The following is a 19,301-nucleotide window of genomic DNA, read 5'->3' as shown; positions in this document are numbered from 1 at the left end:
TCATATAATATGGCTAATCCCAATGACAATTTACGCAGATTGTATCAGAATGGTTTGAAACATTTTTCATTGCCCGACTTCGATACATTCCAACAGGACATGAGGGACGAGGAGAAGCGCAAGCGGTTCTACAATAATATGCAGGGGGCTTACTCTCTCCCCGACTTCGATACGTTTTCACAGGACATCGGCGCTGTCACTCCTCCACCTGCGCAACCTCAAGCACAGGCACAACCTCAGCAGACGACATCGACCGTTAAGCCTGTGACCGACAACACGGCTCAGCAAGCATCGGTACAGCCCACAGTTCAGACTTCCTCTCAACCGGCACAGCCGGAGGGTTGGAAGCCTACTCCTATGCAACAACGAGCTTTCCAAATGCAGATGGACGAAGCTAATGCCCGACTTAAAAAGCAGGGCGAGGAGTTCAAGCAGCGTATGGAGGGTATCGAGAAAGGCAATCGCCCCGGTGCATTTATGGGTGAGCGTGAGTTTAATCCTCAGACCGGCAAAATGGAAACCCACTATTACACTACACAGGGTGAGCGTGTCGGCACCCGAATGGAGCAGAGCCACGCTAACACCGAGTATCATAATTGGTGGGAAAACAACACGGAAGCAGGTAAGCGTTCAAAGGAACAGCGTTTACAGCGTGAGTTTGACGAAAAACTTTCGTATCTGTGGCAACGTCATAATCCTGCCGAGGGGGAAAACGCAGCAGAACAGGCATGGTCGGCCGCAGAGAGCGCCTACAATGCAAAGGCAGAGCGCAATCGCGAAGCAGCCAATTTCAATGTGCAGAATTTTGCGATGAACAGTACTGATGCGGTTGCCTTTAAGCAAATGGAAACCGTTGACAACTTCACCGATAGATTGACTACCCATGACATGGATGTCCTAATGGATAATGCGTGGAACAATCTTGGCGAGGAGGGTCAGAAATCTCTTATAGACGATTGCTATCAGATGCTGCGCCGCCGCAATCCCGGTGTTGATGACCTTGTGCTGTATGGAAAAGCCAAAGAGTTTGCCCGACAGCAGTCAGATTTGCGAATGTATCACCTTGCTGTAGAAAAGAACTTACCTAAGAGCAATCTTGAATACTTCATGCGCAAGGTTGGCGATATGAATTTAGTTACGAATATCGGCAAAGGCATAGCGGTTAATCGTGTGAAGAAAACAGGCGATATGGCCGCGTATGAGGCAGCGAATGAACAATATCGCCAAGACGGTCACAAAATACTTGATGTTGCAGGTACGGTTACAGGCTTCGCTCTTGACCCGACTACATGGATGTCCGCAGGTGTCGGAGGTATGGCAACTCGTGGTGCAATGTGGGCCGGTGGTCGTGTCCTCGCAGGTCGCGGAGCTACTGCCGCAGTCACCAATGCCGCTACACGTCAGTTTGCAACCTCAATGACAGGTCGCGTTATCGGTGGTATCGCCGGAGGTGCTGCCAACTTTGGCACATTTGAGGGCATTAAAGAAATGGAAACCCAATTTGCGCATGGCGGTCACATTGTCGGACAGGACGATACTGGCCGATACCTCAACGAGGGCTACTCTGCCTCCGCTGTTGCAGGTCAAGCTGCGCATGGTTTTCTCATGGGTGGTGCTATCGGTTGGCTTACTCCTGTATCGGGTAATGTGGCCGACAAACTTGTGCGCAGCACATCAAGCACCGGCTTAAAGGTAATGGAACGTGCAGGAGTCTACTCCGGCGCCACAATGCTTGAGGGTACAATCTTCTCCGTTCCCGAATGGATTGAGGGCAATCGCGATGCTATGGACGTGTGGACTGACAACATGGCTATGATGGTTGGCTTCAAGGCCAAGCACATGATAAAGAGTGCCGGCAACGTCCTCGGCGACCTCAAAGCCTCGTTTGACAGCCCGACCAATGGCCGCAAGAACCGCTTAGACTTCGAGAGCCGTCTGCGTCAGCGCATGGACGCTCCCTCTGACGGTGGATTGTCACTTACAAAGGACGAGGCGGCAGAACTTAGCAAACATGGCTATGGCGACCTGCGTGAACTCGTTGAGAGCGCAGAGCGTACCGGCGATGCGACAAAAGGTGAACTTATTACCGCAAATGCTCCCGAAATCGTCAGCCGTCTTACAGACATGGTAACCGACCCTCGTATCAGCGAGGCTGCAAGAGCCAAGATGTATTACTATGCCACCGGGCGCAAGCTCCCTGAGTCTACCGTTATGAAAGGTGAACTCATCGAGGACGGCGAGGGAGGCTTTATTGTAGAGTCGCAGGGTGCCAATGGTGTAATCACTTCTCGTTCGTTCAAGAGCCGCAAGGCCGCAGACCTTGAATTGGAGCGCATCAAACGTCAAACAGAGCTGAACCACATAGAAATCGGCGAACGCTATCAACAGACTGCCGACTTTGAGAACCGTTTGCAGGAGGCTTGCCGCACCGTTGCCGCTGAAAACGGTTGGGATATGGTTGAGGTTTACCGTACCTGTGAAGAAGCACGGCGCAACAACCTTCGTGGCGGCGACAAGCAGTTTGACGAGGCTCAGCAGAACATTCTCCGGAAGGTAACTGAGGCAATGGGCGAATTTGAGGAAACAAGTGTTACCGACAACATGAGAGGCCGCATCAATGACAAATATGGTGTGGACATCGACAATGCAATCCGCAAAGAGGCCAACCGCCGCACAATAGCTGAGCAAACCGCCATTGATGAATATCTTGATGAGCTTATCCCCAAAAATGCCAAAGAGCGTAATACTGTTGAGGACGCAGAAGCCGAGGACATCACCAATCAGAAACTTCTGACTGACGAACCCGAAGCAACGACACCCACAAACGATGCACCTATTGACCCTCGTTTCGATAATCCCACAACACCCGAATACGACCCGCATCAGCCCGGAGGCGAACAGAAGCCTGTTGGCCGTGCCGTCATGAAATACCAAGACCGCCCTGTTGAGGTATTGAGTGGCCGTGTCGTTATGATGGAGGACGGCACAATGATTGACAATGAACGTAGCGATGCCTCTATTGTCGTTCGTGACCTCGAAACAGGTAAGGTTGAAATGGTGTCCCCCGATGCTATTCTGTCTTATGAGGGCTATCCTGCTGAGGTTGAAGTGCCGCAAGATAATGTTGCACCCGAAGCCGAAACACCGGCCGAGCCTCAACCAAAGTACACAACAGGCCAAATCAAGATACGCAACTCTGACGGCACGGAAACACGCGGTGTCCTTACCGGCTTTGTCGATGAAAACGGCAACCACGAGTATTATGTTGAGGGCGACCTGCAACAACTCCACTACGCATCAGAGCATGAACTTGACAACATTCTCTCTGAATACACTCCCGATGAGCCGCAGGAAGTGAAACAGCCTCAACCTGCCGAACCTCAACCCGTAGACCCCAACAGGCCGACCCAAGAAGGTGTAGCCAATGTTGAGGACTATGACAAGGGATATTCTTTTGGTATAGATGAAACGCAGGGGATTTCAGATAGTGAACTGACTGCCAAAATAAGCGAGTTGCGCACCGATGCCGAAAGACTGACCGACTTCGGTAGAGGTATGCTTGAGGCATACGAGTACGAGCAACAGCGCAGGGCTATGGAGCAACAACTTGTTCCCGTAGACGCTGAAACCGTTCCCAAAACTGAGGAAACAACCCTCAATCCTATGGAAACAGGTGTAAATATCACGGAAACCGTTCCCAAAACTGAAATTCCTATTGAAAACGTACAGCAATCTGTCGATGATGGAAATGTTGTCGTTCCTGCCCCTGCTACTAACGAAGCTCCGCAGGTAGATAATGTATCTCAGCCCGACTTGACAGCACAGGCAGAGCCTACACCTCTGCAACGCATTCCTCGTAATGAGAAGAACGAACCTATCTTTGAACAGGCCGAAAGCCCGGAAGTAGGTTGGGACGCTCTTGTTGAGTTTTCTGAGGGCGATGCGGCCACAGCCAAAGAGATTGCCGACACAATGGTCGAGGAGAAACGCAAGGCTTTTGAGAAAGCACAGAAGCTCAAACCCAAAGGCAAGACCCCGACTGAGATACTTGCATCAAAGAAAGCCAACACCGCTGAACTCACAAAGGCACAAGCCGAATATGAGCAGTGGCAGCGCATGGCCGGAGTTGAAAACGCTCGTCAGAGTGCAATCCGCTCACAGCAGGAGGTCGAGGCTCGTAGGCTTGCCGCTGAACGTGCTGAGGCTGAGAAAGCCGAGAGAGAGGCACGAGAAGAAGCCGCACGACTTGAACGCGAGGCATTGGAGGGAATTCCCGAATGGCACATGGACACACCCGAAAATGCCCGTAAGCGAGGTGTGCGCCGTTTCAGCGGTCAGATGTTCACTCGTCAAGAGCCTGTGCAGGGTGTTGTCGGCAATGAGGTTGAGGTCAAGTTCTCACAGAAAGACCTGCCCAAAGGCCGTGTTGCCGTCATTGAGGCTTCGCAGTTGCAACCCTCCCATGTGCAGGGACAGCGTAACCCCATGTTCTTTATTGAGGAGGCACAGCCCAAAAATCGCACGGAGGCTGTATCTATGTTCGCCGCAAAAGAAATGGCCGAGGGTATTCGTCCGAAAGAAATCACCGGCAGCGTTACGGCATACACCGGCGCTCCTACTGTCAATACTCGTGGCGAGGTCATTCAAGGCAACAACCGCTCTGATGCACTCCGCTACCTGTGGCAGAGCAACCTGCCTCAACAGCAGCAGACCTATAAACAGTACCTCATTGACAACGCAGAGCAATTTGGCATTGACCCAGAGGCCGTGAACGCCATGCAGAACCCTGTCCTCGTCAATATGCTCGATGTCGATGATGCTGAGGCTATCCGTCTTGGCCAAATGACCGCACAGGACACCGAGAGTGGCGGCATCGAGCGTATCAAGCCTAAGAATGTTGCCCAAACACTCGGCGACAATATGCGGACGTTTGCCAATATGTTGCTCAGCAGTGGCGAAGAAGATGTGTCTTTCGGCCAACTCGTAGACCGCAACGGTACTGAGGTTATGAAATGGATGAACCAAGTAGGCGCTATCAGCAATACTCAATTCCAATCTGCGTTTGATAGTAAGAGCAATCTCACAGCCGAGGCCAAGAACGACTTGCAGAAAGTTCTCTATCAAGCAGTATTCAAGGGTGCATCACAGCAGTTGGAAGAAATGTTTGACAAACTTCCGGCCAAGGCACAACGCGCAATCCTCGCAACGGCATTCCGTGATATGGACTCGCCTTTCGCCGGTAAGATGTTACCCGAAATCCAAGCCTCTATTATTGTCTACAATCAACTGATGTCCGACCCCACATTTGCCAACGCAAAGAAAATGGAGGAGGTTTTGAAAGCCGTTGAAGCTTTCAAACAAACGATAGCCCTTGATGATAGATTTGAGCATTATATGCCGGCCGATAATTTTAGTAACTTTGCGTTGCATTTGGCCGCTATGTATAAGGCAACCGATATGTCGCAAGCGACAATCGCGTCCTATTTCAATCAAATGTACGACCTTGCACAAGGGAAAAAGGCCGCGACCCTCTTTGATGAGGCCGACACAACCGAGTATCCGCTTGCGGAAGTCATTAACCAAGTATTAAACTTTGAATATCAACCGGCGAAGAATGGAAACAACGATGTCGCAAATGGAGGTGCTGATGTGGCTCTCCGCAATCAAGTTAGCCAAGGAGGGGAACTCCGAGGCAATGAACCACCTGCAAGCGGAGAACAAACTCCGACAGGAACAGAACCGTCCGACAGTGGAGCAGGAGCTTCAGATGATAGCAGCACAGCAGGAGTCGAAGCAGTAGAGGGCGAAACACCTCAATCCACAGATGCCGCACCTGCAACGGTACAGGCCGCAGTTGAGGCCGCATCTGCCGAGGTGAACACCGAGCCTACTCCGGCGCAAGCTGAGGCAGGAAATTATAAGAAAGGCCATATTACCATTGGCGAGTTTGACATCACAATCGAGAACCCTGCTGGCAGCGTCCGCAAAGGTATTGATGCAGATGGTAAGGAATGGAGTACCACTATGGCCAACACCTACGGCTACATCAAAGGTACAGAGGGTGTTGACGGCGACCATATAGATGTGTTCCTGCATGAGAACATGGATATGTGGAATGGCCGCAAGGTGTATGTCGTAGACCAAACCAATACAGACGGCTCATTCGATGAACACAAGGTTATGCTTGGCTTCAACAATAAGGACGAGGCCATGAGCGCCTACCTTGCCAACTATGATGCTACATGGGGACAGACGCACCCCGGACTGCGAATTTCCGAAACTAATATCGAGGACTTCAACAAATGGGTACAGTCGAGCCACCGCAAGACTAAACCGTTCGCCGATTATTCCACCGTCAGCAAAATCACAGACGAAGCTCCTGTTGAGCAACCGACACAACCTGCCGCCGCTATCACCGGCGAGGGTTATAAAGTCGAGCCTAAGCCCTACACCAACAAGCAGGGCAAGACGCTTGACACATACCTTGTGACCTTTGACCGCGATTTCTCCAAAGAGGAATTGTCCACCTTACGTGCGAAAGCCAAAGCTCTCAAAGGTTGGTACGACCGTGAAACGCGCGGTTGGATGCTCCGTAGTGCCGACGATGCGAAAGCCTTTGCCAAGGATATTGTCGGCAAGAGCGAGGACGAGGTTGCAGACGAGGCTCCGCTGTCGCTTGCAGACATGGAAAAACCTGCAAGCGATAAGCCAAAGAAAGCGCCTGTCAATCGTGTCAACGTTGAAGGTGTCATGGCCGACCTATCTACTAAAGGAGAAACCAAATTGAGCGACCATGCCGAGCCGGTAGAACCTACACAGACCAAACCGAAAAAACGCAGATGGATTAGCGATGAGGACGCAGACGAGTTTAACAACCTGCGTGACAACCTCCGCAACCATTTCGGCAAAGGTGATGATATAGTACAGGAGAGTGCCGAGGGTTATGGCAAACCACAGCCCAAACAAATGGATGCAGAAGTCTTGCGCATGGGTACGCGTATGACATATCTTATGATGAAAGGCGGTTTACGCTCCTTTGCCGACTACTGCGAGGCGATGATAGACGAGCTGCCCGACATCTTCGATGATATGCGTCCTCACCTCAAATCTCTCTATGCCGCCGCGCAGAACATGGAGGAGGTGATAGAACTCGGATGGGATGAGGAAATGGACGACCGAAAGACAGTCAAGGCTTTTGACGTTTATAATTTCGACAAGCCCGGAGCCAAAGATATCATCGCCACCTCTCAGCATATTGTTGATGAGCAAAGCTCACAGCAGCATACCGACCAAATAATTCAAACCCTCAAAGACCAACGAAATGAGCAAAGAAAAAAAGAGGCTGACGAAACATCAGCAGATACAGAAGCTATTGCAGACAAAGCAGAGGCTGTTGCAAGCAAAGTCGAAAGTGAACTCGAAGTTGCAACAACTGAGCAAGATGCCGAAAGACTCTCTCGTGACCTCGACAAAGAAATAGAGGATGTCAATAAGCAACTTGCCCTCCTCGGCTACTATGAGGCAGTGGAAGATGACTCCAAATTCCATGAGAGTTATGGTTATATGCTGACAGCAGAGAAAAAAGCTGTATCAGACGCTACCAATCTTGCCAAACAGATTGTTAAAGACCTTGGAATTGACATCAAAGTTACGAGTGCTACAACACCTCTTGGGCGAAAGAACGTAAAGAAAGGTACAACTGTTCGAGCAAATCTTGCACCTGCAGGTGGGGAAATTTATATAACCCTGCCACTTAACGAAGGCAGACATCTCAAGATGTATATCGGTCTTGAACCGGTTGCAGAGCAAGACTCACGTAGACGAGGAGATAATCTAAAAACGGATAGAATAATGTACCGTGTTGAGTGGCCAGATGAAAAAGGATATGTTTCATTTGAACGCATAGGGCGTAATTGTTGGGCAGCCTCCAATGTCACCTATGATGAACTGCTTACGGCCATTCGCCGCGAGGCCCGCAATTACCTCCCCGAAGATGTGGTCAAACCTGCAACTCCTCTTACACCTCAACCGGGCGAGGATATGGTGCAAATGGCTGAACGTGTCGCCAAGTTAAAAGCCCCAAAGAAATCACGCATACCCGATGAACAGCCGATGAATGATTTATTCGGCGGTCTGTTTGACGAGGCCGAGCCTAAACAGGACTCCGCTCAGTTCGTCAAGGATATGGCCGATATGTTGGAGCGCGGAGAGTCGCCTTTCACCGTTACCCCGGAAGTAGAGGCCGAACTCGCAAAGCAGCGTGAGGCAGAGAATAATTCAACAACTCCAAAAAATAATTCACATGAGAAAACTGACGTACAAGCTCGCCCCGAAACAGCCGGGCGAGGGGGACAGCAACCGCGACCTAATGAACCGTTGGGAACGAGCGCAGAACATGAAGCTGAGCGAACTGACGGAGGAAGAATGGCTCAACGTGGTGGAGAGCATACTGTGTCTGACACCAAGCGAGGCACAGGAGTATCTGAACAGCATAAGAGCGAACGAGGCGTAGCACAGCCGAAGAATATTCGCAACAACCATGCCGAGCGTGGTGTAGACTATGCCCCGAAAGGTGAAAAGGCTCGTATTGATGCCAACCTTGCCGCCATTGAGGTAGCGAAGAAATTACTCGCGTCCGGCGAAACGGCCACTCCCAAAGAAATGGAAGTCCTGCGCCGTTATAGTGGTTGGGGTGGTCTTGGCTCTGCTTTCAATGAGGGAAGCACATGGTCGCCTAATCCTATCAACAAGCGACTCCGCGAAATACTTACTCCCGAAGAATACGAAGCTGCGGTCATGAGCCGCAACAGCGCCTACTACACTCCTGCGCCGGTCATTGATGCCATGTGGGATATTGCAAAGGCTCTCGGCTTCAAGGGCGGTAACATCGTAGAGGGTTCTGCCGGTATTGGTAACATCATCGGACTGATGCCTACCGAAATCAGCGAACGCAGTAACATTCATGCTGTGGAGATTGACAACACCACAGGCGGCATTCTTTCCTTGCTCTACCCAGACGCAAAGGTGGAGGTGCAGGGATTTGAGAAAACTCGCATCGCAAATGGCTCGGTAGACCTCGCAATTACCAATGTGCCTTTCGTCACCGGCCTTCATGTCATGGACGAAAGCGGCGACAGCGACCTCTCTAAGAAATTCCGCGATATTCATGACTTCTGTATTGCTAAGAACGTGCGCAAGCTCCGTGAGGGTGGTATCGGTATCTTCATCACATCGAGCGGCACACTCGACAAATCGCAGAAGCTACGCAACTGGCTCGTTGGCGACAAGGAGGGCTGTGCAGATGTTGTCGGTGTGTTCCGCATGAACAATCAAACATTCGGAGGCACAGCGGCCACTTCTGACATTATCGTTGTGCGTAAGCGTGTGAATGGCCGCAAGAGCGCAAATGCAATAGACATAAGCACGGTTACTCCTGTGAGAACCGCGTCTTTCGAGGACGATAGAGGCAAGACGAAAGACCTGCCGATGCTCATCAACCGATATTTCATTGAACATCCCGAATGCATGGGCGGCGAAATGTTCTTTGGCTTTGAGCAGGGCGACACCTACCGACCTACTTCTATGGGATTGTTCCCGACACGAACAGCCGACCAACCGGCACGAATGGCCGCTTGGGTTCAGCACATTGCCGAAATGGATTGGAGTAAGGAGCAAGGCACCGCAGTCGCAGAACAGACCACTCACATCAACGAGGCTCTCGGTAAAGATGTCAAGGAGGGAAGCATGGTGACCGACAGCAACGGCAATCTCTGCGTTGCCCGAATGGGTAGTGCCGTGCCTCTGACGTTCAATAAGAACAAAATCAAGGGACGCACCAAAGAACAATGCTTTGCCGATTACACCGACCTTAAAAACGCTTTGGCCGATGTGCTGAAATATCAGACGGAGCATAACGATGATGCAGGACTGCAACCGCTTCTCGACCGCCTCAACAGCGCATACGACACCTTTGTAGCCCGATATGGCAACCTCAACAAGAACAACAATCTTGCATGGTTGCGCAATGATGTTGATTTTTCAAGCATTGTGGCTCTTGAAACCTACTCCGAAAAAGGCAGCAAGGACGGCACGAAGATTAAGACCTACGGCAAGACCGACATCTTCAGTCGCCGTGTTGTTGAAAAGGAAAGCGAACCCGCTCCGAAAAACGTCAAGGACGGTATCATTGCAAGCCTCTACAAGTATGGCCGCATCGACCCGGAATATCTCGCCTCACAGTTAGGCAAGTCACAGGCCGATGTCAAGCAGGAAATTATCGAGAGCGGATTAGGCTTCGAGAACCCGACAACCGGCCAAATGGAGGTGTCGTATGAATACCTTAGTGGCAACGTCCGTGAGAAGCTGCGCCAAGCAAGAGAAGCCAACGAAGCCGCCAACGGTGCATACGATGCCAACATCAAAGCATTGGAGGCCGTTGTGCCTATGAATATCCCTGCGCATCTTATCGAGTTTACTCTTGGCTCGTCATGGGTAGACCCGAAGCTCTATGAGCGTTTTGTCAAGGAGCGCACCGACTTAAACGTCCGTCTTACTAATGCCGGTGGTACATGGCACATGAGTGAACCGTATTGGACTGACGAGCCTAAGAATAAGGAAATGGGCATTCGTAGTGAAAGCCTCGGTATCCTTATCCCCGGCCACAAGCTCATTGAGGCGGCAATCACCAACAAGACAATCACCGTCAGCAAGACCACCAAGAATAGTGACGGCACCACTACAACCGAAACCGATGCTGCGGCCACAACCGCTTGCGCAACAAAGGTTGATGAGATACGACAGGACTTTAAGGATTGGGCGCGTGAACAGATGCAGAACGACCCGGAGTTGTCTATGCGCATGGAGGAAGTCTACAATGAGAAGTTCAACAACTCCGTGCCTAAGTCAATTCCCGATGAATTTGTGCCGGAGCATTTCGGCGGAGCCGCCACAATGGTAGGCGGTCGTCCGTTCCGTCTACGTCCGCACCAAGCAAAGGCCGTAATCCGCGCAACGACACAGCCTGTATTGTTGGCTCACGAGGTCGGCACCGGCAAGACATACACCCTCATTACAACAGCAATGGAGATGCGCCGCCTCGGTACTGCCCGCAAGCCTATGATTGTGGTGCAGAATGCCACCGTAGGCCAATTTGTAGCAAGTGCAAAGGCTCTCTATCCTAATGCCAAAGTGCTGACCCTTGAAGATGCAGACCGCAACGCAGAGGGTCGCAAGGCTTTCTATGCCAAAATCAAGTTCAATGATTGGGACATGATTGTCGTGCCTCAATCCGTATTCGAGCGTATTCCCGATAGCGTTGAGCGTCAGACGCAATTTATCCAAGACAAGATTGAGGAAAAATTGCTTGTGCTTGACCAGATGAAAGATGCAGACCCGGACGGAAGGAGCATGATTGTTCGTGCCGCCGAGCGTGAGATTGAGAAGCTGAAAGACGAAATCAGCCAACTTGCCAACGGTGGAGCCACCGACAAGAAGAAAGAAAAGGACGCTAAGAAAGCCGCAGTGACCCGACAGAATGCAGAAGTTAAAGCGAGGGAAATGCTCGACCGTGCTACTGATGATGTCGAGGACTTCGACAGCATGGGCATTGATGCTATCCTTGTCGATGAGGCTCACGAGTACAAGCACCTCGGCTTTGCCACCGCCATGCAGCGCGGTGTGAAAGGTGTAGACCCGTCTTTCAGTAAGAAGTCGCAGGGAGTGTTCCTCAAAACACAGTCCGTTCTTGAAAAGACCGGCGGCAAGAATGTTGTTTTTGCGACCGGCACACCTATCTCCAACACCGCCGCAGAGATATGGACGTTCATGCGCTATCTTATGTCGGCCGATGTGATGAAAGACTACGGCATTTATTACTTCGATGATTTTGTACGTAACTTTGGCAACCTGCAACAGATGTTGGAGTTTTCCACAAGCGGCAAGTATAAAGAGAACAATCGCTTTGCAGGATATGTAAACCTGCCCGAACTTGTGCGCATTTGGTCTACCGTGGCCGACACCGTGCTGACACGCGAGGCCGGAGGTGTAAGTGACAAGATACCTCAAATGGAGGGCGGCAAAGCACAAGACATCTTCCTGCCTCAGACACGCGCACTGCGCTCTATCATGAAGTTTGTCAAGGAGCAACTTGACGCTTACGATAATATGAGCGGCAAGGAGAAGAAAGAGAACAGTCATATTCCCCTTGTGATGTACGGTATTGCCAAAGCCGCCGCCGTTGATGCTCGACTCGTTCAGTCAGATGCGGAGGACGACCCCAACAGCAAGACCAATGAGGCCGTGCGTCAGACACTTCGCACCCTCGAAGAAGCCAAAGACTACAACGGCACCGTTGCTATCTTTGCCGACAACTACCAAAACAAGGTTTCCGGCTTTAATCTCTATGAGGATATTCGCAAGAAACTCATATCTGCAGGTGTGCCAGAGGAGCAGATTGTCGTGATGAAATCGGGGATGACTGTAAACAAAAAGCTCGAAATCTTCAGCAGAGTGAATGCCGGTGAGGTTCGTGTCATCATGGGCAGTACATTCACACTCGGTACAGGTGTGAACATTCAAGAGCGCCTCCATACGCTTATCCACCTTGATGCACCTAATCGACCTATGGACTACACTCAGCGAAATGGCCGTATTCTGCGACAGGGTAACCTGCACAATGAATGGGGCATTCCTGTTCGTGTGCTTCGTTTCGGTGTGGAGGACAGCCTTGACGTTACAGCCTATCAGCGTCTGAAAACCAAAGGTGCGATTGCCGACAGCATCATGAATGGCAAGCAGCTCATGGAGAACTCAATGGAAAACCGTGCATTGGAGGAGGACCAAGACCTGTTTGGCGACATCACCGCACAGCTCTCCGGCTCCGAGTATGCCATGCTGAAAAATCAGATTGAGAAAGAGGTTCGCAAACTGACTGCACAGCGCAAATCGTGGGAGGCCGACCAAACCTATATCCACAACCGCAAGCGTCAGATAGCCGGGCAGAACAAAGAGGCAGAGAAGCGCATCGCCGAAAACAAGTCTTATCTTGAAAAGGTTGAGGCCGCCACGGTTGGCGACATAACTGTTGACAAACTCTCTTATCCCTCAGTTGAGGCAATGGAGGACTTCTTTACCGAGCAGAACAAACGCAAGGCCGAACTGCAAGAGCAAGTCCGCAAATCGGGCTACTCCTCTCGTCCGGCAACGTCCGACATCACTATCTCCGTTGGAGGCTTCAATTTCCATGTTCACACCGAAATCAATAGGGAAACAAAGCAAGGTCAGCAGGGCGATTTGTTCTACTCCGCTCCTGCAAAAATGACCTACTCGTGTCCCGAACTCGGAATAGAAGCCATGCCGGTAAAGGGCAATGTCATTAAGAATGCTGTAACAGAAATCTTGAATGATGTTGTTAGCGGCGAGGACTTCCGTGGGCGCATTGAAGCTGCGGAGCGTTCAATCGAGCGCAACAACGCAGAACTGCAATCCATATCAGCGCGTGACGGTGTTCCATTCAAATTCACCGAGGAACTCGCCAAAGCTGAGGAAAAACTCAGTGAATACGAGGACTTGATGAAAGCGGAAATGGAGGCTAAGGAGGCCAAGTATGCAGAATTGGACAAAGAGGTAGAGGCCGCTTCTAACATCGAACTGACCGAAGAGGATAGCGAAGATGCCGCGAGTGAGCCTATTGCGTCATATTCAGAAGAAAATGCTAACTTTGCAAGCAGATATGAAACGCAAGACGGAAAAACAATCAACTACACCTCCGAAAATGCCGAAGGTTACGGCGGCTTATTCGACTTTGACTTCAGCGGAGAAAATGCAGGAGGCAATGAAGTCGGTATGCGGAGCGGAGCCAACGACCTACAACGGCAAGGTGATACCGGCCTCAACCGACATAATAGTCGATTAGACAAAGAAGCCGGTGAGTTCAGCCTTATAGAGCGAGTATTCAGAGAAAGCGGTTCTTTCAATTTCACAAGTGGAGAGAAGATTGAGAGCGCCGATGATGTTGCGTTTATATTCTCGGCTCTCGAAGATGCTGCAAAGGAACATTCGTTTGTCGTTCTCGTTAAGGACGGTAAACCTACGGTAGTTGAACTCGGCATGGGAACATTCACCGCCACAATGGTTGATATTCCTACCGCTTCACTCGCATACAACCGCATTCAGCCCGACCAAGTTTACTTCGTACATAATCATCCGAGCGGCAACCTCATGTGTTCGCCGCAGGACGTTCAGATGCTCAGAAAGATTGCCGATATATCAAAAGTACCGGTACATGGAGTAATCATCAATCTAAAGACAGGCAAATACGGAACATTCGATACTGACAACACTTCGGGTGTCGGTCAAAAGCGTGTACCCGAAAATGAAAGTCCGCTTGCAGTTCACACATTAGACAAGCAGATTTTTGCCCCGAACTATGACCCAATGGAACAGCCGTTGGTTCGCGGTTCGGAAGATGTTGCCAAATTCCTCAACTCGCAGCGCATGGGCGACCGAGCAAAGATGTCATTTATCATACTCTCACGAGCAGGGAGAATTGTCGGCAATATCCACACTCCATTCACCAAGTTACCTACTAAATCAGACGAAATTGCCCGATACATATCCGAGCGTGTCATTCAGTTCGGTGGAGAGTCTGCAATACTTTACGGCGACTTCACACACGAAGGCTCCAAGATGGTTGCATACCGCAACTTGAAAGACAATCTCAACAAGGTTGGTGGTACGACCCTGCTTGACGTGGTAAACGTTGAGGGTAACAACACAAGGAGCGCCAATGATGACGGCCTGTTGTATGAGCTGGGCAGCGAGTATGGAGCATCAACCGAAGCCAAAAGCAGCCATGCTGAAAGAATGTCGAAGAAATTCAACACTCCCATTCGCATTGTGACTGATACTAAAGAGCTGACAAACGACAATTCCGAGCGACAGGCGCGTATGCGCAGGAGCAAGGGTTTCTACGACCCTGCAACCGGCGAGGTTGTAATTGTCCTCCCCAATAATGCGAATGTCGAGGACGTTGCAGAAACGGTGTTCCATGAGGTTGTAGCACACAAAGGTCTGCGAGAAATGATTGGAGAAGAAAACTACGATGCTTTCTGCGATGAAATCTACAATCACCTCAAAGACGATTTGAAACAGCAGGTCGAGGAGGACGCTACTCGCCGCTTTGTGAACGAGCCGGGCAAAGAGTATGAACACCACCGCCGTGTGGCCGTTGATGAGATGTTCGGTCGTATGAGCGAGAAAGGTTTTGAGGACTTCACCAAAGCCGAACGCGGCATTTGGGTGAAGCTCAAAGCCAAAGTCTTAGAGGCTATCAATAAATTCCTCGGCTCGTTGAAGCTCCCGAAGTGGGTAAAACTCGGTGACAACGAACTCCGCTATATGCTGTGGCGAAGCCATGAGAAGCTGCGTACCAAAGGCGACTATGTGGACATGGCTCGTGATGCGGCCAAGCGTGATGAACTCGGATTGTCGAGCGATGCACGTTTCCGCGATGGAGAAACAAGCGACATTTGGAAAGACCAAAGCATAGGATTGGAGGAGCGCATAACCAATGCGGCCATACGTCTTAGCAACAATCAGAGTGCAGACCTCACCCTGCGCAACGATGCAATGAGGGCTGTAACCAACAATCTGCAAAGTCTGTTACACTCCATGCGTAACCGCAGAGGCACAGCACAAAGTTTTGTCGGTGCCGACCGCAAGGTTGAGGCCGGTGTCGTTGATGCAATGAACGCACAAGCGATGTTTGACAGAAGCACCGTAAAACGTGTTTCCGACCTCGCACGTATCCTTATGCAAAACGGCTATCTTTCCGGCATGACCTCCGGCGAAATGCAAAGATTGTTGTCGGCAGTCAAAAATGCCACAGCCATGCACGATATTGCAGATAGCGTACAGAAGATTATGGACATCATGGTCGATAATCAACTACGCAACGGAGAGGCTTCGCTTCGCCAACTCCTTGCTATCCGTGGAAGTAAGGTCGATGCAAGAGGTGTCGAGGTACAGGGCGCTCTTGATGTAGACGGCCAACACACAATGGAGGTTGTAAAAAAAGCAATCTCACTCACAGAGGACGACATCACCGACCGCATAGCCGAGGCTCTGAACAGAATGAGTGACCCCGACCAAACCATTGCCGACCAAGCCGCCATTGAATATGCCGGCCTCAACATGGCACTTGACTACGTTCAGAACATTGCTAACAGCAAGGCAGAGGAGAAAGCCCTGCGCGATAGCCTTAAAATCGCTAAAGAAGATAGGGACGCCGGGCGCATGACTGATGATGCTTACAAGCAGTTCATTGAAACTACCGAGGACGCTATTCGCAAGAATAAGATTGAGCGTACTGAGGCATACTTCAACCTTGTAGGCCGCTTGTCAGACTCCCTGCGCGGCAGTATTGAGAATGCAAAAGCATTCCGCGAGGCAGAGAAAGCTCGTATCAGCGAGATACACCACAATGCAAACTCCGACATGGAGGGCAGACCAACAAACGAACACCATAAGGACGATTGGCAAGACAAGTTTGTCAATAATGGTTTTGTGCAATTCTTGTTTGCACCTCTCGGCACTTTCGACCAAATCATGCGAGTATTTGGCAACAAGAGCGCCAACGGAGAGGGGTATCTGTGGAACCGCTTCATGCGCGGTTGGGTTGATTGTCGTAACAAAGAGTTGCGTGGTATCAAAGATAAGTTTGCACAGCTTGACGAGAAAGCCGCAGAACTGTTCGGCAAGAGCAAGACGTGGGGCGACATCATCAGAATGGAGCGTAAACTTCCCAAAGCCTCTGTTTCATTTTGGGACGGCGGCGAAATGCGCGACCACGAACTGACACAGGGCAACCTCCTCTACATCTACATGGTTGATAAAATGACCGATGGACGTATGAAGCTGCGCCGCATGGGTATCACCGAGCAAAATGTGGCAGATATAGAGAACTTCCTCGACCCACGTTTCAAGGCTCTTGGCGATTGGTTGCAAGACGATTTCCTTGTTGCCACTCGTAACGAGTACAACGAAACGCACAAGCGTATGTTCGGTGCATCTATGGCCGCTATTGAGAACTATTTCCCCTTGAAGATTTTGGCAAATGCCCGAGTTGATAAGGAGGAAGATGTTAATCAGCAGAACCGCCCGGACGGTATCACAACAAAGACTGGCAGTATCATCAAGCGCCGTGTGAACAATCTCGCCCTCGACATTACAGGCGCAGACGCATTGAGCGTAATCCTCGACCATATCACCCAAATGGAACATTGGAGTGCATACGCTGAATGGAACCGCGACCTTAACACCCTGCGCACATACAAGCGTTTCCGTAACCAAGTAATCAACATGACAACGGTCTACGGTGGTGGCCGCAGGTTATGGGAGAATTTCAACGACCTGTGTCTTATGGCTGCAGGAGAATACCGTCCACCGGTGTCAAGGCTCAATAAAAACGCTGTTAACCTTGCCAAAGGAGTAACAGCAGCCAAGGTAAGCTTCAGATTATTCACAGCATTAAAGCAATTCCTTTCCGCACCTGCCTATGCACCAGAAGTTAACTTGAAATCAATTGCGAAGAGTATAGCCAATCCCTACGGCGACTTCAAATGGTGTTTGGAAAACCTGCCCATCTTCCGCGAGCGCTGGCACTCGCGCATCAGCGGAGACCCTCGACTGCTGAAATCGGATATGGATTGGAAGATGTGGCGCAGCCGGGTTATGGAAATATCCTCGCGCATCGGTATGACCCCGAATGCATTTGTGGATGCCGTAACCGTCAGCATCGGAGCAAGAGCGATGTATGAAACGCGACTGAACCAATATCTCAAAGAGGGTTATCCGGCAGACGCCGCAGAGAAGCGAGCCATGCAGGACGCCACGATACTGTTCAATCAGACGCAGCAGTCGTCAGAGTCGCCCTTCCTTTCGACCATGCAGGTAGATAAAGATTGGCTGAGTACCTTGTTTACTGTATTCCGCAACTCCTCAATGTCGTACACTCGCCAAACTTATGACGGCGCAAGAAACCTCAAGCGCAACCTTACGTCAGCACAGCGAGCCAAGAGCGTAGCGTTCATGACCAAGCAGATACTGCGCGATTGGGAGATAGACCCCGAAAGCGCTACCGATGACGAATATAGCAGAGCGAATGATGCAGCTCGGAAACGATTCCGCAGACAAATCAAGAAAGATGTAATCCGACTTGCTACGTTTGGTTATGTTCTTGAGTGGCTTTGGAATCTTGGTCCATATCTTCCATACATCATTTTCGGCTATTATATTTCCGAAAAAGACAAAATGTGGGATGATGTGATTACTCATTCATACTTCGGAAGTATAGAGGGACTGACCGGCGGCGATGTGATGAGCAGTTTCGGCAATATGTGGGCAAGCGGAGAATGGAGCAGAAACCAACTCAGTAAGGATATGCCGTTGGCAAGCGACATCAACACCATTGCCAATAAGTTTATTGGTGGTAAAAACGCCGAGGCGGTCAATGACATTCTCAACCTCCTGGTACAATCCGGCATAGGCATGAATCCACAGAGCCTTACCGATGCTGCTATTGCCATTACCGATGCTTGCGGTGATGACCCGGCATTGAGCCACGAGGCTGCTATCTTTGTGATGAGAGTGCTGCAAGTACCACAGAGCCAACTCGACAAACTCTACTTTGATGAGATAGGTCTGAACGGCGAGGAGGCAAGCAAACTGACACCGCAACAGTTGGCGGCGCGCTATGCCGAATACAAGGTGAAGCGTGGCACCCCTCTTGCTCCATGGTCTTGGGGCGATGAGGAACGTCTCGGCAAATACGAAGAGTTGGCCAAGGACAGAATGACCGAGCGATTGGAGAGCCGTGGCGATGCCGCAGTAAAGGAAGCCTACGCCGACTTTGAGGCTCGATATAAGGCAGTGAACGAGAAGGCAGAAAAGGCAAGGGCTATGATTAAGACCGATTATGCCGCCGCAGCACAAGCACACGCGGCATTACAACAAGACCCCGACTTTACACTTTATCAGAGGTTCGGCAGTCTTGACAAGCAACTCGGACGTATCTCAAAAATGTGGCTCACATCAAAGACCCCGGAAGAAGCTGCCCTCATTGCATCTACAATCCCAGCGTACCGTGCCGGCATGGTGAAAGTCCTGCAAGCCGAAACTGTGGAAAACCAACAATCGGCCATGTCAGAACTGACAACCTTGATGAACGAGTTTTACTCGAAATATCAAGCCATGCAGCCACAATCTCAGCAACTCAACAGATAAAGTTGGTAATGTGTCGGTGG

1 protein-coding gene is annotated in these 19,301 nt (G+C 50.6%); it reads left to right on the top strand.

The window, feature by feature from the left end; genetic code table 11:
* Window positions 1–9 precede the first annotated feature (9 nt).
* Window positions 10–19,281, top strand: coding sequence for a helicase-related protein (locus E7745_RS08080; RefSeq protein WP_136408612.1), 19,272 nt, complete (start codon window positions 10–12; stop codon window positions 19,279–19,281).
* Window positions 19,282–19,301: the final 20 nt, after the last annotated feature.

The organism is Duncaniella sp. C9, assembly GCF_004803935.1.
GTDB lineage: Bacteria > Bacteroidota > Bacteroidia > Bacteroidales > Muribaculaceae > Duncaniella > Duncaniella muris.
Note: the sequence above shows the minus strand (reverse complement) of the source record. Positions and strands in the feature narration are given on the sequence as shown.

Excerpts from the sequence above, each read along its gene's own strand:
- E7745_RS08080 (WP_136408612.1), top strand. The coding sequence starts at position 10 with ATGGCTAATCCCAATGACAATTTACGCAGATTGTATCAGAATGGTTTG.